The organism is Nocardia sp. NPDC059236 (assembly GCF_042754085.1).
Classification (GTDB): Bacteria; Actinomycetota; Actinomycetes; order Mycobacteriales; family Mycobacteriaceae; genus Nocardia.
Map to the genome: position 1 here is coordinate 186277 of NZ_JBHZAF010000016.1, position 17636 is coordinate 203912.

General features: G+C 68.0%; 15 protein-coding genes, 2 tRNA genes and 1 pseudogene. 7 read left to right on the top strand and 11 right to left on the bottom strand.

Annotated elements, in window-relative coordinates:
* Positions 1-8: 8 nt before the first annotated feature.
* The 3 genes from ACFXIV_RS34290 to ACFXIV_RS34300 all read right to left on the bottom strand — a co-directional run bounded on the left by ACFXIV_RS34290 (position 9) and on the right by ACFXIV_RS34300 (position 1033).
* Positions 9-80 (bottom strand) — tRNA-Arg (locus ACFXIV_RS34290).
* Position 81: 1 nt separating this feature from the next.
* Positions 82-156, bottom strand: a tRNA-Lys gene (locus ACFXIV_RS34295).
* Between the two features lie 55 nt (positions 157-211).
* On the bottom strand, positions 212-1033 hold the full coding sequence (locus tag ACFXIV_RS34300) for a class I SAM-dependent methyltransferase (protein WP_379399840.1): 822 nt from the start codon (positions 1031-1033) through the stop codon (positions 212-214).
* A 177-nt stretch (positions 1034-1210) separates the two neighbouring features.
* Here ACFXIV_RS34300 and ACFXIV_RS34305 point away from each other — a divergent pair, with 177 nt between their 5' ends.
* Complete coding sequence (locus ACFXIV_RS34305) at positions 1211-2656, top strand: metallopeptidase (RefSeq protein WP_379399839.1); 1446 nt, start codon at positions 1211-1213, stop codon at positions 2654-2656.
* A gap of 60 nt (positions 2657-2716) precedes the next feature.
* On the opposite strand, the gene ACFXIV_RS34310 is transcribed toward ACFXIV_RS34305, so the two are convergent.
* From ACFXIV_RS34310 to ACFXIV_RS34320, 3 genes are all read right to left on the bottom strand, one after another.
* Positions 2717-3556, bottom strand: a complete 840-nt coding sequence (locus ACFXIV_RS34310; protein ID WP_379399838.1) for an alpha/beta hydrolase — start codon at positions 3554-3556, stop codon at positions 2717-2719.
* Between the two features lie 156 nt (positions 3557-3712).
* Complete coding sequence (locus ACFXIV_RS34315) at positions 3713-5077, bottom strand: M20/M25/M40 family metallo-hydrolase (protein ID WP_379399837.1); 1365 nt, start codon at positions 5075-5077, stop codon at positions 3713-3715.
* Between the two features lie 4 nt (positions 5078-5081).
* Positions 5082-6734, bottom strand: coding sequence for a CocE/NonD family hydrolase (locus ACFXIV_RS34320; protein ID WP_379399836.1), 1653 nt, complete (start codon positions 6732-6734; stop codon positions 5082-5084).
* 154 nt (positions 6735-6888) lie between these two features.
* On the opposite strand from ACFXIV_RS34320, the gene ACFXIV_RS34325 reads away from it, so the two are divergent.
* A complete protein-coding gene (locus ACFXIV_RS34325; protein WP_379399835.1) occupies positions 6889-7446 on the top strand; it encodes a GyrI-like domain-containing protein in 558 nt (185 codons plus the stop codon).
* Positions 7447-7511: 65 nt separating this feature from the next.
* On the opposite strand, the gene ACFXIV_RS34330 is transcribed toward ACFXIV_RS34325, so the two are convergent.
* Positions 7512-8423, bottom strand: coding sequence for an oxygenase MpaB family protein (locus ACFXIV_RS34330; protein ID WP_379399834.1), 912 nt, complete (start codon positions 8421-8423; stop codon positions 7512-7514).
* A 101-nt stretch (positions 8424-8524) separates the two neighbouring features.
* On the bottom strand, positions 8525-8668 hold the full coding sequence (locus ACFXIV_RS34335) for a hypothetical protein (RefSeq protein ID WP_379399833.1): 144 nt from the start codon (positions 8666-8668) through the stop codon (positions 8525-8527).
* 283 nt (positions 8669-8951) lie between these two features.
* Between ACFXIV_RS34335 and ACFXIV_RS34340 the strand changes: the two genes are divergently transcribed.
* Positions 8952-9248, top strand: coding sequence for a hypothetical protein (locus ACFXIV_RS34340; protein ID WP_379421380.1), 297 nt, complete (start codon positions 8952-8954; stop codon positions 9246-9248).
* Positions 9236-10543: a YhgE/Pip domain-containing protein gene (locus ACFXIV_RS34345; RefSeq protein ID WP_379399832.1), complete on the top strand. Its 1308-nt coding sequence runs from the start codon at positions 9236-9238 to the stop codon at positions 10541-10543. The genes ACFXIV_RS34340 and ACFXIV_RS34345 overlap by 13 nt, the downstream gene beginning before the upstream one ends.
* A gap of 9 nt (positions 10544-10552) precedes the next feature.
* On the opposite strand, the pseudogene ACFXIV_RS34350 reads toward ACFXIV_RS34345, so the two are convergent.
* Positions 10553-11236 (bottom strand): annotated as a pseudogene (locus ACFXIV_RS34350) (alkaline phosphatase family protein); the annotation flags it as partial.
* A 348-nt stretch (positions 11237-11584) separates the two neighbouring features.
* On the opposite strand from ACFXIV_RS34350, the gene ACFXIV_RS34355 reads away from it, so the two are divergent.
* From ACFXIV_RS34355 to ACFXIV_RS34365, 3 genes are all read left to right on the top strand, one after another.
* On the top strand, positions 11585-13135 hold the full coding sequence (locus tag ACFXIV_RS34355; RefSeq protein ID WP_379399831.1) for a cytochrome P450: 1551 nt from the start codon (positions 11585-11587) through the stop codon (positions 13133-13135).
* Between the two features lie 146 nt (positions 13136-13281).
* On the top strand, positions 13282-15114 hold the full coding sequence (locus ACFXIV_RS34360; protein ID WP_379399830.1) for an acyl-CoA dehydrogenase: 1833 nt from the start codon (positions 13282-13284) through the stop codon (positions 15112-15114).
* A 5-nt stretch (positions 15115-15119) separates the two neighbouring features.
* Positions 15120-15347: a hypothetical protein gene (locus ACFXIV_RS34365; protein ID WP_379399828.1), complete on the top strand. Its 228-nt coding sequence runs from the start codon at positions 15120-15122 to the stop codon at positions 15345-15347.
* A 62-nt stretch (positions 15348-15409) separates the two neighbouring features.
* On the opposite strand, the gene ACFXIV_RS34370 is transcribed toward ACFXIV_RS34365, so the two are convergent.
* Together ACFXIV_RS34370 and ACFXIV_RS34375 are read right to left on the bottom strand one after the other, a co-directional pair.
* Positions 15410-15982: a TetR/AcrR family transcriptional regulator gene (locus ACFXIV_RS34370; RefSeq protein WP_379399827.1), complete on the bottom strand. Its 573-nt coding sequence runs from the start codon at positions 15980-15982 to the stop codon at positions 15410-15412.
* A 374-nt stretch (positions 15983-16356) separates the two neighbouring features.
* Positions 16357-17625: a dihydrolipoamide acetyltransferase family protein gene (locus ACFXIV_RS34375; protein ID WP_379399826.1), complete on the bottom strand. Its 1269-nt coding sequence runs from the start codon at positions 17623-17625 to the stop codon at positions 16357-16359.
* Positions 17626-17636 lie beyond the last annotated feature (11 nt).

Below are 17636 nucleotides of genomic sequence, written 5' to 3' on the forward strand. Positions count from 1 at the left end.
ACAAGCAGACCTGGCCGCGAGATTCGAACTCGCGCCCTCCCGGTCCGAAGCCGGGTGCTCTGCCGCTGAGCTAGGCCAGGGTGGGCATGGAGGCAGGATTCGAACCTGCGCCCTCCCGGTTAAGAGCCGGGTGATCTACCGCTGATCTACTCCATGTGGCGTCCGGATCGTATCCGGGGTGGAACCGGATGCGCACGAACATTTTTCGATGTCAGAGTTTGCGTGCCTGCAGGGTGAAGCTGAGGGGCAGCCGTTCGGGGTGTTCGGCGAGCCGCCATTCGGAGTCCTCGCCGCACACCATGCGACCGGGCAGCGCCTCCCACGGCACGCTGTGGTGCTCGACGAGCTGGGTGAGGGTCAGGTCGGCCTGCAGGACGGCCTCCACGATCTCGCCGAGACCGTGATTCCACTCGTGGGTGGTGCTGTGCGCGACCGCCAGATCGGTGTCCACATAGGTGGTTCCGTCGTCGAACACCATCGGCTCCGGTGTCTCGAAGTACGGGTAGCCGAGGGTGAGCGCGTCGGTGCGGGCCTCGTCCACGGCCATCCGGACCGGATGGTCGTCGCGGATGAACAGCCGCCCGCCCGGCCGCAGCAGCCCGGCCACCGTCTCGGCCCACCGGCGGATGTCGGGCAGCCAGCACAGCGCCCCGATGCCGGTGTACACCAGATCGAATCGCGCAGCGCCGAGCACGGTTACGGCGTCGTAGACATCGGCCTCGACGAAATCGATTGGCGTGGAGCTGGCTTCGGCGAGCTTGCGGGCCTCGGCCAGGGAGGCGGGGGAGAAGTCGAGGCCGGTCATGGTGGCGCCCAGCCGGGCGAGGGAGAGCGTGTCGGTGCCGATGTGGCATTGCAGGTGTACCGCGTCCAGACCGCGGATGTCGCCGAGGCGCGGCAGGTCGAAGCGGACCACGTGGCTCAGGAACGACGGATCGGTCCGGAATTTGTCGAGGGCGTACTCGCCGGAACCGGCGTGCAGGGGAGCACGATCGTCCCAGTTGGCCCGGTTCAGGCGGCGGTAGTCGCTCATGATGCTCGACTGTGCCATGGATGCGGCGGCCGTCTCAGCTGATTTTCCGGATGCGTGTCGCGAGCGGCGCGCCGTGACCGGGCCGGTGATTCCCACCGGCCGTTGCGAGACCGCGGACTTCGTGCGATATGTCGGTGGATACTCGGAGCAGGTCCCGAGTGGTAAGCGGGAGGCGAGATGGGGACGTCGCGGGTGCGGCTGGGGCTGGCCGTCGTGCTCTTGGTGGCGGGGGTGGTCCTCACCGGTTGTTCGGCCGTCAAAGGACCAGCCGCACAGAGTGTTTCGGCTCCGGCGACGACCAATCCGTGGGAACTGACCGGGCAGACCTCGGCGAGTGGGCCCAGCGGTCCCCGGGCCGGGGTGCCGGACGCGGATCTGCGGGCCGAGAACGGGGACGGCGGGGCCATCGACAAGCTGGCCCTGAACGCCATCTCCGATATCGCCGACTACTGGAAAGGGCAGTACGCCAAGACCTTTCCGGGCACCTTCACAGCGGTGACCCGATTCATCTCCTGGGATTCCACCGCGCCCCGTGCCCGGGCCGTCGATTTCTGCCGCAGCAGCACCTATCAGGAGGTCAATGCCGCCTACTGCAGCGTCGACCAGACCATCGGCTGGGACCGCGGCACCCTGCTGCCCGAACTCGTGAAGAAGTTCGGGCAGCTGGCGGTGGTCATGGTGCTGGCCCACGAATACGGGCACTCCGTCCAGGCGCAGGCCAAACTGAACGGCTTCTTCACCTCGAGCGTGGTGCGCGAACAGCAGGCCGACTGCTTCGCCGGGGTGTTCCTGCGCTCGGTGGCGGAAGGGAATTCGCGGCACTTCACCCTCAACACCACCGACGGGCTGAACGGCGTGCTGGCCGCGGTCATCTCCTTCCGGGACCGGGAACCCGGCGCGTCGCAGGACGAGCACGGGACCGCGTTCGAACGGGTCACCGCCGTGCAGATGGGCTACACCGACGGCGCGACCGCGTGTAAGGGCATCACCCGCAGCGAGCTTCAGAAACGCCGCGGCACCCTGCCCACCAGTTTCCAGCCGGGGGACAAGGCCGAGCAGCTGCCGGTGGACCAGCCCGACCTGACGCTGGTGGCGCAGTCGCTGGCCCGCACCTACCCGATCCAGCCGGAACCCGCCTACGACTACACGGGAGTCACCCGCACCTGCCCGAACGTGACCGCGACCCAACCGGTTTCGTACTGTCCGAGCACCAATGTCATCGGCACCGACGTGCCTGCCCTGGCGAAACGGGCGGTCGCCGGTGACAACGGTGATCTGTTCTCCGCCATGGTGGGCGGGGACTACAACGCCTTCGTCGTCTTCGTCTCCCGCTACATGCTCGCCGTGCAGCAGGCCCGGAAGCTGAGCATCACCGGGGCCGGCACCGCGGGCCTGCGCGCCGCCTGCTTCTCGGGCGTGTACAGCACCCAGCTCAGCCGGCCCGGCAGCGACTTGCAGCTCTCCGCAACCGATCTCGACGCGGCGATCTCCGGACTACTGCTCGACGGACTGGCCGCCGCCGACGTCAACGGCGCTGTGGTCCCCAGCGGCTTCGTGCGGCTCGAGGCCTTCCGGACCGGGGTGCTGGACGGCGAGGACGCCTGCCTGAAGGCTTACCGGTAGCGGACCAACGGCCGGAATCCGGAGTGGCGCAGTGGATTCCGGCCGATCACGGCCGCCGGCTCAGTTCTGCGGCAGGTGCGCTTCGAGCCAGTTCACCAGGTCGGTGAGCACCTTGTCCTGTTCGGGCTCGTTGTAGATCTCGTGGTAGAGCCCGTCGTAGCGAATGACCGTCTTGTCCTTCGACGCCGCGCTCCGCTCCAGCAGGTCGCTGCCGGTGGGCGAGGCGAGGCCGTCGGAGGTGCCGTGCTGGACCAGCAGCGGGGCGGTCAGGCGGTCCAGGTGGGACTTGACGTACTCGCCCGCACGCAGCATCTCACCGGCGGTGCGGGCCGGGACGCCGCCGTGGTGCACCAGCGGATCCTCGTCGTAGGCGCGCACCACCTCGGGGTCGCGGCTCACCAGCGTCGAATCCAGCTTCACCACCGGCAGATTCGGCAGGTACTTCGACACCAGCGGCGCGGCCAGGCGCTGCACCGCATTGCCCGCCTCGATATCGATGGCCGGGGCCGACAGCACGACGCCGGTCACCTCCGGCTGGTCGCGGGTGGCCAGGTAGGCGGTGGTGAGGCCGCCCATGCTGTGGCCGATGAGGAAGGTCGGCAGTCCGGGATGGCGTCCGGTGGCGGTGGTGAGCATGGTGCGCACATTGTCGGCCGCGGTATCCAGCGAGACGACATTCGCCCGCGGGCCCTCCGATCTGCCGTGCCCGGTGTGGTCGAGCGCGTAGACCGCGAACCCGGACTCGGTGAGCCGCTGCGCGACATGCGCGTACCGGCCGGAGTGCTCGGCGTACCCGTGCACGATCTCGGCGACGGCGCGGGGTTCGCCGTCGGGCAGCCACGCCTGCCAGAACACGCGGCCCTCCGCTCCTTGGAATTCACCGGTTTCCGTGCGGGTCATTCGCCGCTCCCTTCAGGTCGTCACGCTGCCGGAGGGTGCGCCCGCCCAACACGGTGCGCCCGAAATGTCGAGTACCGGCGGAGTCATTCTCGCGCATCCGGCGCGTCGTGGGGCCGGACGGGCGAATCCGCGCGGTGGGAGCGGCGGTTGCCGGGGTCAGCCGACCAGGTGGTCGAGCAGAAGCCGGTTGAATCGGATCAATCGGGCGTAATCGGCGCGGGAGATGCGTTCGTCCGTGCCGTGGATACGCTCCAGATCGGTGGCGGTCAGGATGATCGGCGCGAAATTACAGCGGGTGGCCGCGAGATCGTCGTAGTAGCGGGAGTCGGTGGCGCCCGGGACGACACCGACGGTGACGGCGATGCCCGGCGCCACCTCGCGCGCGACGGCGGCGACGAGATCGAAGTCCGGGCCCGCCGACGGGTCGACCGAGGGCTCGGAGGTGGTGCCGTCGAGTTCGATGGATACGCCCTTGTCCCGCACCACCTTCCGGCAGTGGGCCAGCACATCGGCCACCGAATCGCCCGGCAGGATGCGGAAGTTCACGAACGCCTCGGCCCGCTGCGGCAGTACATTGGGCTTCACCCCGCCGCTGATCATGGTCGGCGCGGTGGTGGTCCGCACCAGCGCCTCGGTCTGCGGCCGGGCCGCCAGCACCCGCGCCGCGATGGCCCCGGCCACGTGCACCAGCCCGAGCAGTGTCCGGCGCGGTTCGGACATGAATTCCCGTACCCGCGTGAGCATGTCGACCGCGACCGGCGTCAACCGCAGGGGGAACGGATGATCCTGAATCCGCGCCACCGCCCGCGCCAGCCGCCCCACCGCGGTCTGGCGTCCCGGCATGGACGAATGCCCGCCCACATCGGTCACCGACAGTCGCACCGTCGCGAACCCCTTCTCGCCCACCATGATCGTGGCCACCGGCACGTCGATCCCGTCGGCCACGCCCGTGGTGATCACGCCGCCCTCGTCCACCAGCAACCGGGCCCGGACACCGGCGTCACGCAACCGCTGCGCCATCCGTCCCGCGCCCTCGGCGCCGAAGATCTCCTCGTCGTGCCCGAACGCGAGATACACGGTCTCCCTGGGCCGGACACCCGCACCCAGCGCACGCTCGACCGCCTCCAGAATCGCCAGCACCCGGCTCTTGTCATCGATAGCCCCACGGCCCCAGATGAATTCGTTATCCACCACCCCGTCGAAGGGCGGATGCGTCCACGCCTCCAGATCGTCCACCGGCACGACATCCATATGCGCCAGCAGAATCGCCGCCACAGCCTCATCCGGCCCGTCGGCGGCCGCCCAGTGGTACAGGCGGCTGTGGCCGAAGGTTTCCCAGGTGAGGTGGGTGTGGACCAGTGGAAAGGACTGTTCGAGGTGAGCGATGAGGCGGTCGAACTCGGCGGGGTCGATGCGGTCACGGTTCTCGTAGGAGACGGTTCGGCAGCGTAGCGCCGCGGCCAGCCGCTCGGCGGTGGCATCGTCGACGGTGTGGGCGTCGGTCGGCGCGGTGCTGGTCATCGGCCTATCCGCCGGCCCTGGGCGGGAAGTTCACGGTCACACTGGCATTGTTCACCACATCGGGGGTCAGCGAGACCGACTTCTCGTTCCGCCACTTCGGAATGGCCTCGCTGGTGTCGCCGGGCAGGTCGGGGGTGCGGATCGTGGCGAGCAGCGGCAGGTGGATCTGGGCCGTGGTGACGGTGACCGGTGCGAAGGCCGGCGGGTGCGCCCACACGTCGTCGACCACATCCGTGATGCGGATGCCGATCCGGTGGCCGGCGGCGATGGGCCAGTCCTGGGCGAGCAGCCGGACCTGGGCGGTCGGGGTGACCGGGGCGATGCCGCGGGTGATGACGGTCGCCCGGTTGTTCGGGTCGATGTCGTAGACCTCGACCGTCACGGCCGCCGCGGCGGGCCCGTCCAGGCCGAGGGTGGCCGTCGCCTGCCCGGACAGGTGCTGGTCCTGGTCCAGCGGCTGGGTCACGGTCCAGATCTCGCGGTCCGCGCCCGGGACCAGGCCGCGGTCGTTGTAGCGTCCGGTGCGCAGATCGATGTCGACGGCGTGGCTGTCGGCGGGCGGCCACGCGGTCTCCGATCGCCACCGGCCGTCGAACTGGCCGACGGTGATCCGAGGCCCGGGCACCGTCACGTCCTTGCCCGCCACGTGCCGGTCGAAGAATGCCAGCAGCTCGGTGGCGAAGTCGGATGAACCGCATTTCTCGGTGCAGTCGCGGTGACCCCACTGCCCGAACCAGGCCCTGTGCTCGCCCGGGCCGAGCGCGTTCCACAGCGGGAAGACCCGGTCGGGGCGGGTGTTGTAGTCGACGAAGCCCTGGCTGAGGAACAGCGGAATGGTGTTGCCCCGCACCTTCTCCACCAGATTCCGGTCCCGCCAGAATGCGGAATTCGCGTCGTGGTTGGTGGTTTCGGCGAGGTAGTGCTGATAGCAGGCCGGATCGATGCTCGAAGCATTCGCTTTGTACTCGGCCGAATCGGTCGGATACGCGGGCGTGGAGGCGATCATCAGATGCTCGAAGCCCGCGAGATCGCCGGGCCGGAAACCATTCTCACTGATCGGCTTGAGCGAGAACTTCCAGGCGATGCCCTGCATGTAGAGGTAGGTGTTGGGATCCACGACCGGTTCGAAGGAGGCCACCGCCGCCAGGCCCGCGGGCTGCTCGGCCAGTCCCATGAGCCCGGTCCAGCCTTCGTAGGAGGTGCCGGCCAGCCCGACCCGGCCGGTCGACCACGGTTGTGCCGCAGCCCATTCCACCGCGGTCTTCACATCCGACCGCTCGCCCGGCCCGCCGAAGTCGGGGCAGCCGTTGGAGCCGCCGAACCCGCGCAGATCCACGATCACGTAGGTGTATCCGGCCTGCAGGAACATCGACGCCGGCAGATCGTCGGTGGACGGCCCGCCCTTGATCCGCGGTTCGCTCAACCGCATGAGGTGCGCCCGGTACGGGCTGACGGTCATGATCACCGGTGTGCGCACATCGTCGGCGATTCCGACGGGTCGCAGCACGTCCGCGTGCAATCGCGTCCCGTCCGGTGCGGTGATGAACTCCTCGTGCCATTGATACTGCGCCTCGGCCCCCGCCCGCCCCGGCACCGCCACAACCCCCACCACCAGTAGCAGCACGCCGATCAACGCGCGCCACAACACCATCCGCATGCTCACCATAGTGACCTTGGTGCTTGCGGCGGCCGCGATCCAGCCCCAGGAACCGGGGTGCGCGGTCCGGTTCCCGGTCGCCACGCCGCGCCGGGTTTGACCCTCCCGTCACGGGAGACCGCATTCTCGAATCGACCCCGAGGGAGGAGCACCCATGAAACTGGACCTGGCCAAGACCGACAGGCACTACTACGACGCCCCCACCGACCCCGTCCTGCGCACCTTCCGGACCTGCAACTACGCCACGGTCAGCGGTGTCGGCGCGCCCCTCGGCGATGCCTACACCGAGGCCGTCTCGACCCTGTACCGAGCCGCCTACGGCGCCAAGAAGATCGCCAAGGCCGAGGGCAACGACTTCGTGGTCCCCAAGCTGGAGGGCCTGTGGTGGGTCGAGTCGGACCGCCCTGCCCTGGAGGTGCCGCGTGACGAATGGCACTGGACCATGATGATCCGCATGCCCGACCCGGTGACCCCGGACATGGTCTCCGGAGCCACTTTCGAACAGCTCACCGAGGGCGACGCCATCCAGGTCATGCATCGCGGCCCGTACGCCACCGAACCCGAGACCCTCGCCCGCATGGAAGCCTTCATGGCCGAACACCGCCTGACCATGAACGGCCGCCACCACGAGATCTACCTCTCGGACCCGCGCCGGACCCAGGACGCCGCCATGCGCACCCTGCTCCGCCATCCGGTTCGGCCGCTGTCCTGACGAGGGAGCTCTCACCGCGGCATTTCGCCCGATTCCCCACGCTGAGAGCTCCCCGATCCCGGTGATTACACGGGACGCAGGCTGATCATCTTGCGGAGGCGGGCGCGGTCGCGTTCGAGGCGGCGGGCCTCGTAGGCGATGGGGAAGTAGCGGACGCGCTCGGGGAGCAGGGGGACGGTGCGGCCGATGGTCCAGCCCAGGATGCGCAGGGCACGTTCGTCTTTCGCGGTCCATTCCAGTCCGAGCTTGTCGCGGATGGCGTCGGGGGTGGTGCCTACGGTGAAGAAGTACTGAAGGCGGCCGACGGGTTTGGTCGCGACGCGCCACACCGGGTGCAGTGGCGCGGGAATCTGCGTGGGCGGGGCGATGTTCCGGATGACCTTCAGGTAGTCGTAGGCCACGTTCGTGGGCACCAGGTGGTTTTCGATCTGGTCCTCGAACCAGGGCAGCCAGTCGGCATAGGTGGGCGGAATCTCCTTGGGGGCCACCGAGAAGTTGCGCATGAGCTGCACGACCTCCTGGTAATAGGACTCCTTCTGCGCCTCGGTCAACTGATCGCTGGAGAAGTACTTGTTGCCCTCGGTGAAGGCGAAGATGGCGGTGTGGAGCACCCAGGCCCAGGGGCCGGAGGACAGGGCGCGGTGTTTGACGCCCTGTGTGTCCGTGGAGTTCAAGGTGGCGTGCATCTTTCGCAGCCGGTCGGCTTCCGCGAGCCCCTCTTCGCCGCCGTAGATCCACATCATCACCGAGGCGATGCTGCGGGCCGCGCGGCCGAGTGCGTCGGTGCGGAACGTCGAGTGCTCGTCCACCACCGCGGCGATCGAGGGTTCCATGGTCTGCAGCAGGAATGCCGAGCCGGCCGTCAGCGAGAAGGTGACGAGTCCGGTGTCCTCCCACATCCGGCTGCCGGGTCCGAACGGGCGGCGTTCGGGGCGTGCACCTCGGGACTCGTGGTCGAGCGCGACGGCGGCGGTCATGGTGGATCTCCTTTGATCAACCGATCCTGTCGGCTGCACAGGGCGACAGGATGAGAGAGTTACTAACAAATCTTCTCATCATGTCGCGAGCGTGGCAACCGTCACTCGAGGGTCGGCTGGACCGGCGTGAGGTCGTCCAGGTCACATCCGACCGCACCTACGCCCTGGCGTGCGCTGGTGCCGGGCCGGTCCAGGCGTGTTCGCATGGGCAGGTATTCGCCACTGCGCTCGCGATCGGTGAACACCTCGTACACCAGCGGGAGCGGCGCCTGGATGACGCTGGGCGGGAGCTGGGTATGCGGGGATGTCCTGTGCTGCCATGGCCATGTTTCCGGCCGGAGATCATCGAAAGGCGTGGATCGAGATTCGGAGGGAGATCGCGTTGTTGACGGGCCTTCGCTTTCTGACCACGATGTAAGTCGTGGCGAACGGCGGGCAAACTGTTGTTCGAGCATCCGGCCATGCATCACCAACCCACCCCGTTCGGAGGGGTAGCCGTCGTAACTGCTTGACCCGGAGGAGTTTTCGATGAAGCGTGAATCCGAATCCGCCACCCTCCACCGCGATCAAACCGCGTGGCGGGAACTCCAGGCGTTTCTGCCGCCCCGGTTGCGGATCACGGCCGAAGACGACCTGCCGGCCGAGGAGTTCTGGGAGTGGAAGGGCAACAACATCCACCTCGATCAGTACCTGAACCCGCGCGCCCCGGCCGCTCGAGGAACCCGGCCACACCCAGATGCAGGAGTCCATCGACGCATTCGTCCGAGAGGTCACCGGGACCAACCCCTGAACCGAAAGAGCTGGGTGTGCACATGGCGAACGTAGAGGAGACGGTTCCGGCGAGCGTCCCGCGCAAGAGCGTGCGGGTGTGGCTGGCCCCGGCTGTGGTGGTGTCGCTGCTGATGGCGCTGCTGGCCACCATGTATCTGGCGTATGTGGTGGATCCGGCGAAGCATCTGCACGGATTTCCGATCGCGCTGGTCGATCAGGACTCCGGTGATGTGATCGGCGGGCAGCCCACCAACGTCGGCAAGCAGATCAGTGATGCTCTCGTGCAGCAGATTCCGGGCGACAAGGTCGATCTGCGGGTGCTCGGCATCAACGAGGCAGAGCACCAACTGGGCTCGGGGAAGGTGTACGGGGCGATCGTCATCCCGAGTGACTTCACCAAGCGGCTCGGCATTTTCGCCTCCGCGAGCGTGGTGTCCGGGGACGTGACGCAACCGCAGATCACGGTGTACACCAATCCGCGCGCTGGCACCTTCAGCGCCCAGGTGGTGCAGAATATCGCCGGCACGGCGTTGAAACAGGCCAACGACACTGTCGGCCAACGTCTCACCGCAACGGTGAACACCCAGCTGCAGGCGCCCGCCGGCGCTCCCGCGCCGCAGCTGCCGGGGCTCAGCAAGCTCATGCTGGCCGCGCCGATCGACGTGACCGTCACACCGTTTCATCCGCTGCCCAGCGGCACGGGTAACGGCCTCACCGCCTTCTTCTACACGGTGATGGTCCTGCTGGCCGGGTTCACCGGCGCGATGGTGATCAATGGAATGGTCGATTCCGCACTGGGTTTCGCGCCCACCGAATTCGGTCCCTGGTACGTCCACTATCCGCCGGTGCCGATCTCCCGGCTGCGGACGCTGTTCCTCAAATGGGGCATCATCACCGGTGTCGCACCCGTGGTGGCGGCGATCTTCATGGGGATCGGGCACTGGCTGGGCATGCCGATCGACCGCCCGCCACTGCTGTTCCTCTACAGCACGTTCGGCATCATCGCGGTCGGAGTCACCGCACTGTCGATCGTGTCCGCGCTCGGGACCCTGGGCATGCTGGTGAACCTGGTGCTGTTCATCGTGCTGGGCCTGCCGTCGTCCGGCGGTACCGTCCCGGTCGAGGCGATCCCGAAACCCGTTGCGTGGCTGTCCGATTTCGAGCCGATGCATCAGGTGTATCTCGGGGTGCGCGCCATCCTCTATTTCAACGGCGACGGCTCGGCGGGGCTGAGTCACGCGTTCTGGATGACCCTGCTGGGTTTGCTGATCGGTCTGCTGGTGGGCCTGGTGGTGACGGGCTACTACGACCGCAAGGAACTGCATCGCGCTCCTGCCACCACCCGATAGCGGCGCGGATCAGGCGGTGCCGCTGGGGCGGCGGCGGGTGCCGGGTAGCTGCGCGGGCATCGAGTTCGGCGGGACCGGGTAGGGGACGCCGACCGTGGCCGTGCCGCGGGCGAGGTTCGGCCCGCACTGGGCTACCGCGGCGTCGGTGCGGGTGCGCGGGTCGGTGATGGCCGGCCGCGTGCTGTCCGGCAAGGACGCGAAGTCGAATGCCGAGGTCATATCGCCGGTGACGGAGCGCCGCCAGGAGGTCAGGTTCGGTACGTCGACGCCGAATCGCGTTTCCAGCAAACGCAACTGGGAGGTGTGGTCGAAGGTTTGGGAGGCGACCAGCCCGCCGCGGGAGTAGGGCGAGATGACCAGGCAGGGCACCCGGTAGCCGAGGCCGATGGGCCCGGCGATGCCCTTCGCGTCCCAGACCCGGTTCAAGTCCACGGTGAGGTATTCCCCGGGGGTGCCCGGCGGCGGGGTCGGCGGCGTGACGTGGTCGAAGAAGCCGCCGTTCTCGTCATAGGACACGATGAGCGCGGTCTTCTCCCACACGGCCGGGTTGGAGGTCAGGATGTCGAGCACCTGCATGATGCCGACCGCACCGAAAGCCGGTGGCAGTGCGGGATGTTCGCAGTTGAACAGCGGCGGGATCACCCAGGAGACCGACGGCAGCGTGCCGGCGGCGACGTCGGCGGCGAAGTTGTTTTACCGAGAGTTCCGGCGCAGCAGCAGGTTGCCGCGCCGTGGTCGCCCAGCAGAGGGCGATCGCTCAATCGTTGTAGTTGCTCCACCCGGAGGGTGTGACCGAGCGGGGAGGTTTTCGGTGAACAACGATTGAACACCTGCACAATGAGGCATTGGGGCGAATTATGTTGCTGCACAACAAAATAAAGGCAGGGTCACTCGGTGGCCGGCGATGTGATGCGGGTCGCTCCGGGGTGAGGTGCCTTCCCTGTCTGGGACGCACTGTTGGCGAACGCCGCCTGGCGAGACACACTGGGGTACCGTCGGTATCGGTACCGACGGTACCAAGAGGGAGTCTTCCCATCATGAATGTCACTCCCTCGCTATGGTGGCGGCAAGCCCGACTTCACCTCCCGGCTGCCCTACGGCGGTGGTTACCGGCGGTGCATCGGGGCGGAGTTCGCGAACATGGAGATAAAGGTCGTCCTGAGGTGCCTGCTACGCGATTTCGAACTGGTGCCCACCACCGAACTGGACGAGAAATGGCACGACCGCGGAGTGGCGTTGGCACCGGCCAAGGGCCGTCGGGTGGTGCTGCGGCGACGCACGCCGACCCGATCGGATCGGATCGGTCGGCGGCGGCATCGGCTGCCGTCGGTGAGCCAGCGAGCTGACCGGATGTCGGCACCGGCGCCCCGGCGGACGAGAACCGCTGCGACCAGGAAACGACCCTCGACCCGGCGTTCCATGATCTTGAATGCCGCACTGGACGCCTTCGCGCACGATGGCTATCACGGCACCTCCATGTCCGATATCGCGGCGGCCGTGGGCATTTCGGCCCCGGCGCTATATCGGCACTTCCGCGGTAAGCAGGAACTGCTCGGGCAGTGCCTGCTGGTCGGCCTCGACGAGACCCTGGCGCGCGTCGACGCCGCCCACCGGGCCGACCCGTCCGGGGCGGCGACACCGGCCGCCCTGATCCGCGTCGCTCTCGAACTGCGTGAGCTGCCCAGGTTGTGGCAGTTGGAGTTCCGCAATCTCGCGCCCGGTGACCGGACTGCCGTGCTTCTGCGCGCCGCCCGACTCACCGGATATCTCAGACACTGGATTCGCAGCTGCCGTCCGGAACTGAATGTCGCCGATGTCGAGTTGCTGAGCTGGTGCGTGCTGTCGGTCGCGGTCAGCCCGTCCTATCACCGGACCGAGCTGCCACTGCCGATCGCGGCTCAGGTGCTCGATTCCGTTGTCGCCGAGGTGATCCGGACGGAACTACCGGACCGTCCGGCGGGACGTTCGCCGGCGCGATCGGCGCGGCTCGACGGTGCGAATGCGGCACTGGATCGAGCGCTCCGGTCCGAGCGGATACTCGCCGAGGCGGCCAAATTGTTCAGCAGCCGCGGTTTCGCCGCCGTCGGCATCGAGGATATCGGCGCGGCGGTGGGGGTCTCGGGGCCCGCGCTGTACTACCACTTCTCGAACAAGGCCGAGCTGCTCGATCGGATCGTGCGACGTCAGGACGAGTGGCTGCAGTTGACGCTGGTACGTGCGGTTGCGGGGACCCGCAGCGTCGAGGCGTCGATGCGCTCGCTGATGCGCAGCTTCGCACGATTCGGCGTCGACGAACCGGACCTGCTGGCCATTACGGTCAGCGAGACCCGCCACCTGCCCACCGACGCGGTGCAGCGCTACCGGCGCGTCCGCCTGGACGGCATTGCCCAGTGGGGGCGCATGTTGGAAGCTGTCCGGCCCGAGATCCCGGCGGCGGTGGCGCGGCTGCTGATCCGCGCGTCCACCACGGTCGTCATCGAGGCCGTCCGCAATCCGCGGTTGCGGTGGCGCGACGATCTCGTCGACGTCCTGGTGGCGGTCGACGAGCGGATCGCGGCGGCCCCGGTCGGCGTCCGTGCGACGGCCCGGTGAATTACACCACTTAGCGGCCATTCACTTATTCGATTCGAGTTGCCTGCTACCAGTGCATGAATGGCGGGAATTGATGGCTGTTCCTTACTTATCGGTCATTAACAAGCCATTGTCAGCCTGTGCCTTTTCTCGAAAAGTGGTGACTCGTGAGCCATTACAAGAGCAACGTCCGCGACCTCGAATTCAACCTGTTCGAGGTGTTCGGGCTCGGGACCGTCCTGGACGCGGGCGCCTTCGGTGACCTCGACGCCGACACCGTGCGCACCATGCTGGCCGAAGCGGCCCGCCTCGCCGAGGGACCCGTGGCGGCGCCCTACGCCGAAACCGATCGCACGCCACCGGTTTTCGACGCGGCGGCACACGCGGTGCGGCTGCCGGAAGACTTCAAGCAGGCCGTCCGGGCCTGGTACGACGCGGACTGGTGGCGGGTGGGCAAGGCCGAGGAGATCGGTGGGATGCCGGCGCCCGCGATGGTGTCCTGGGCCATCTCGGAATTCGTGCTCGGTGCGCAACCGGCCGCCTACATGTACCTGATCGGCCCGATGATGGCCAATGTCCTCCACGGCGTCGGCACCGAGCAGCAGCGCCACCGGGCGAAGTTGATGACGGAGCGGAACTGGGGCGGCACCATGGTGCTCACCGAGCCCGACGCCGGCTCCGACGTCGGTGCGGGCCGGACGAAAGCCGTTCGGCAGGAGGACGGTTCCTGGCGGCTCGAGGGCGTCAAACGCTTCATCACCGGCGCGGATTCGGACGATCTGTTCGAGAACATCGCGCACCTGGTGCTGGCGCGGCCGGAGGGCGCCGGTCCGGGCACCAAGGGCCTGTCCCTGTTCTTCGTGCCGAAGTTCCACTTCGATCCGGAGACCGGTGGGCTCGGTGAGCGCAACGGCGTGTTCGTCACCAATGTCGAGCACAAGATGGGTCTCAAGGCCTCGGCCACCTGTGAGCTGACCCTCGGCGGGCACGGCGTTCCCGCGGTCGGCTGGCTCGTGGGCGAGGTGCACGACGGTATCGCGCAGATGTTCAAGGTGATCGAGGAAGCCCGGATGATGGTGGGCACCAAGGCGATCTCGACGCTGTCCACCGGCTACCTGAACGCGCTGGACTACGCGAAGCAGCGTGTGCAGGGCGCGGATCTGACCCGGCAGGCCGACAAGACGGCCCCGAAGGTGACGATCATCAACCACCCTGACGTGCGCCGATCCCTGCTGCTGCAGAAGGCCTACGCCGAAGGGCTGCGATCGATCTACCTCTACACGGCCGGGCATCAGAACGCTGTGGTGGCGCAGCACATTTCGGGTGCGGACCCGGAGCTGGCCGCAGCCGTCAACGACCTGCTGCTGCCGATCGTGAAGGGGGTGGGCTCCGAACGCGCCTACCAGTATCTGGCGGAATCGCTGCAGACCCTGGGCGGCTCGGGCTTCCTGCAGGACTATCCGATCGAACAGTACATTCGCGACGCGAAGATCGACTCGCTGTACGAGGGCACCACGGCGATCCAGGCGCAGGACTTCTTCTTCCGCAAGATCGCCCGCAATCACGGCGTCGCCCTGGGGCACGTGCTCACCCAGGTGCGCCGGACCGCGGAAGCCGACGGTCCGGAGCAGCTGAAGCTCGCCAAGGATCAGCTGTCGGTCGCGCTGGAACGGGTCCAGGGTATGGCGGGGATCCTGACCGGCTATCTGCTGGCCGCCGGCGAACAGCCGGACGAGCTGTACAAGGTGGGCCTCGGCTCGGTCCGCTTCCTGCTGGCCGTCGGCGACCTCCTCATCGGGTGGCGCCTGCTCGCCGGCGCCGAAACCGCCCTCACCGCACTCGATTCGGACCCGGCCGAGACCGATCGCCGCTACTACGAGGGCAAGGTCGCCACCGCGACATTCTTCGCCCAGCAGGTGCTGCCCGGACTGGACGCCGACCTCGAGGTCCTCGCCGCGCTCGACAGCGAGATCATGACCCTCGAAGAATCGGCTTTCTGACCCCGGTGCGGAGTCACGAGTGGGCCATCGTCGAGTTCGCCCTGATCTGGCAGCCGTACGGTGGCCCCACTCCCGAGGACATCCTGGTCGAGTTCGGCATGACCGAGCCCGTCTTCCGCGCGAGGATCCGTGCCGTCCTCTCGACTCGGGGAACGACGGCCGAGGAACCATTCCTCCGGCATGCGCGCTCGGCACTCTGGCCGTACCTGCGGGCGACAGGTGTCGCGCGCTAGGCGGGGTGCAGCCGCCGGAGCAGGTCAGGAGGCGGCGATGAGCGGCCTGTCGAAATCGATCGTCACGCCGGCGGCGGTCGCGGCCCGCTCGATGATCGCCCGCACCACGGGTTCCGCCACCGCCACGAATTCCTCGGCCGAGCCGGCATTTCGGCGGGCGCGGACCACCAGTTCGCCGCGCCCTCCACCGCCCCGACGATCATCGAGGCGTAGAGGGATGCGTCGACCGTCGTTGTGGCGCCGGATGATTCGATGATCAGGATGACCAGATCGGCGACCTCGGAGCGGATCGCCTGCCAATTCTCGAGCGACTTGGCCCCCGGGCTCTCCGCGTCGAGGAACAGGAACCGCGCGATCTGCGGATGGTCCACGATCAGCGCGGCGTATCCGGTGAGCGCGGCGTGCAGCATCGCCCCGGCGCTGCCCGCCGGCTGCCGGCGGACCTCGGCCAGGCCGCGCACGATGTCCTGCTTGGCCTGATCCGCGATGGCGAGCGCCAGATCCGCCTTGTCGGCGAAGAACCGGTAGAGGGTGGGCTTGGAGACCTTCGCCTCGGCGGCAATGGCGCGCATGCTGGCCTGCGGCCCCTCGGTCTCGATCACGCGGATGGCCGCGTCGATCAGAGTGCGCCGCATCTCGACCCGATGTTCGACCCATCGTTCGGTCCGGGCGTCGCCCACAATCCACCTCTCCGACCGTCTGGGATACACCATGTTCAGCGCGAATTCACGTCTCGACCAGCGATGTTAGCAGGGCTCGAACGTCCGCCCGCGGCTCGGCATGCCCGGCTACAGCCCACTTCTCCATCCAACGCGGGCGTTAGAACGCGAAAAGCCGGATGGCGGGGACCGGCCGGGTAAACCCGGTCCACGCCATCCGGCGTTCACTACCCGCCGCCGCGTGAGTACGGCTGCCGGTCGCGCGGCGTGGCATGGGTGACCGCGCGCGCCGGGTGGCGGGCGACGTCGTCCGATCCTGGATCGAAAACCGGACGGCGATCGGGGCGTGACTAGGTCACGATGCGCAGCGGATGCTCGATGAGCTCCTTCAACTGCTGCAGGAAGCGGGCCGCGACGGCGCCGTCGATGGAACGGTGATCGGCCGACAGCGTGACGCGAAGGATCTTGCGCGCCACCACCTTCTCGCCGTCCAGCTTCAGCTCGTCCTGGGCCGCGCCGACCGCGAGGATCGCGGACTCCGGTGGGTTGATGACCGCGGTGAACTGCTCGATGCCGAACATGCCCAGGTTGGAGATGGTGAAGGTGCCACCGGACATGTCCTCGCCGCGCAGCTTGCGGTCGCGGGCCCGGGCGGCCTTGTCGCGGCCCTCGGCGGCGATGGCGGACACGCTCTTGCGGTCGGCGTCGTGGATGACCGGGACCAGCAGGCCCGCCTCGGTGGCGACCGCGATACCGATATTGATCGCGTTGTGCCGCAACAGCTTGTCGCCCGCGAAGGAGACGTTCACCGCCGGATCCAGGCGCAGCGCGGTGGCGACCGCCTTCACCAGCAGGTCGTTCACGCTGACCTTGCCGGAGCCGGTCTCCTCCAGGGTCTTGTTGATCTGCGCGCGGAACGCGAGCAGCTCGGTCACATCGATCGCACTGGTCAGATAGATGTGCGGGGCCTGCTGCTTGGACTCGGTGAGGCGCTGGGCCGAGACGCGCTGGATGGTGGTCAGCGGGATCTCTTCGTAGTCGCCGGTGGCCGGAGCGATCGCGGGAGCCGGGGCGACAGGTGCCGGGTCGGCAGCGGCGGGCCCGGCCGGAGCGGCTGTGGTGCCCGCGTTTTCGACATCCTGCCTGGTGACGCGGCCGCCGGGGCCGGTGCCGGTCACGGCGGCGATGTCGACGCCGAGTTCCTTGGCGACCTTGCGGGCCAGCGGCGACGACTTCTTGCGCTCACCGGACTCGGCCGGAACCGCAGGGGCACTGCCGTTTCCGGCGGCCGGAGCCGAATTCGCCTGCGCGCTGTCGGTCGTGGCGGCGGGGGCCGGAGCCGCAGGGGCGGGAGCCGCGGCCGGAGCCGGAGCAGACGCCCCGCTGCCGTCACCGAGAATCGCGATCGGCTCGCCGATGGCGACGGTGGTGCCGGGCTCGGCGATGATCTGCTCGAGCACGCCGTCCTCGTAGGCCTCGAGCTCCATCAGCGCCTTGTCGGTCTCGATCTCGGCGAGGATCTCGCCGGCCTTGACCTGGTCGCCGACCTGCTTGAGCCAGGCCGAGACGATGCCCTCCTCCATGGTGTCGGAGAGCCGGGGCATGGTTACTTCAGGCATGATTCCTTCCG

Excerpts from the sequence above, each read along its gene's own strand:
- ACFXIV_RS34370 (WP_379399827.1), bottom strand. The coding sequence starts at position 15,982 with ATGCGGCGCACTCTGATCGACGCGGCCATCCGCGTGATCGAGACCGAG.
- ACFXIV_RS34340 (WP_379421380.1), top strand. The coding sequence starts at position 8,952 with ATGAAGCGTGAATCCGAATCCGCCACCCTCCACCGCGATCAAACCGCG.
- ACFXIV_RS34310 (WP_379399838.1), bottom strand. The coding sequence starts at position 3,556 with ATGACCCGCACGGAAACCGGTGAATTCCAAGGAGCGGAGGGCCGCGTG.
- ACFXIV_RS34315 (WP_379399837.1), bottom strand. The coding sequence starts at position 5,077 with ATGACCAGCACCGCGCCGACCGACGCCCACACCGTCGACGATGCCACC.
- ACFXIV_RS34300 (WP_379399840.1), bottom strand. The coding sequence starts at position 1,033 with ATGAGCGACTACCGCCGCCTGAACCGGGCCAACTGGGACGATCGTGCT.
- ACFXIV_RS34345 (WP_379399832.1), top strand. The coding sequence starts at position 9,236 with ATGGCGAACGTAGAGGAGACGGTTCCGGCGAGCGTCCCGCGCAAGAGC.
- ACFXIV_RS34320 (WP_379399836.1), bottom strand. The coding sequence starts at position 6,734 with ATGCGGATGGTGTTGTGGCGCGCGTTGATCGGCGTGCTGCTACTGGTG.
- ACFXIV_RS34325 (WP_379399835.1), top strand. The coding sequence starts at position 6,889 with ATGAAACTGGACCTGGCCAAGACCGACAGGCACTACTACGACGCCCCC.
- ACFXIV_RS34355 (WP_379399831.1), top strand. The coding sequence starts at position 11,585 with ATGTCACTCCCTCGCTATGGTGGCGGCAAGCCCGACTTCACCTCCCGG.
- ACFXIV_RS34375 (WP_379399826.1), bottom strand. The coding sequence starts at position 17,625 with ATGCCTGAAGTAACCATGCCCCGGCTCTCCGACACCATGGAGGAGGGC.
- ACFXIV_RS34330 (WP_379399834.1), bottom strand. The coding sequence starts at position 8,423 with ATGACCGCCGCCGTCGCGCTCGACCACGAGTCCCGAGGTGCACGCCCC.
- ACFXIV_RS34305 (WP_379399839.1), top strand. The coding sequence starts at position 1,211 with ATGGGGACGTCGCGGGTGCGGCTGGGGCTGGCCGTCGTGCTCTTGGTG.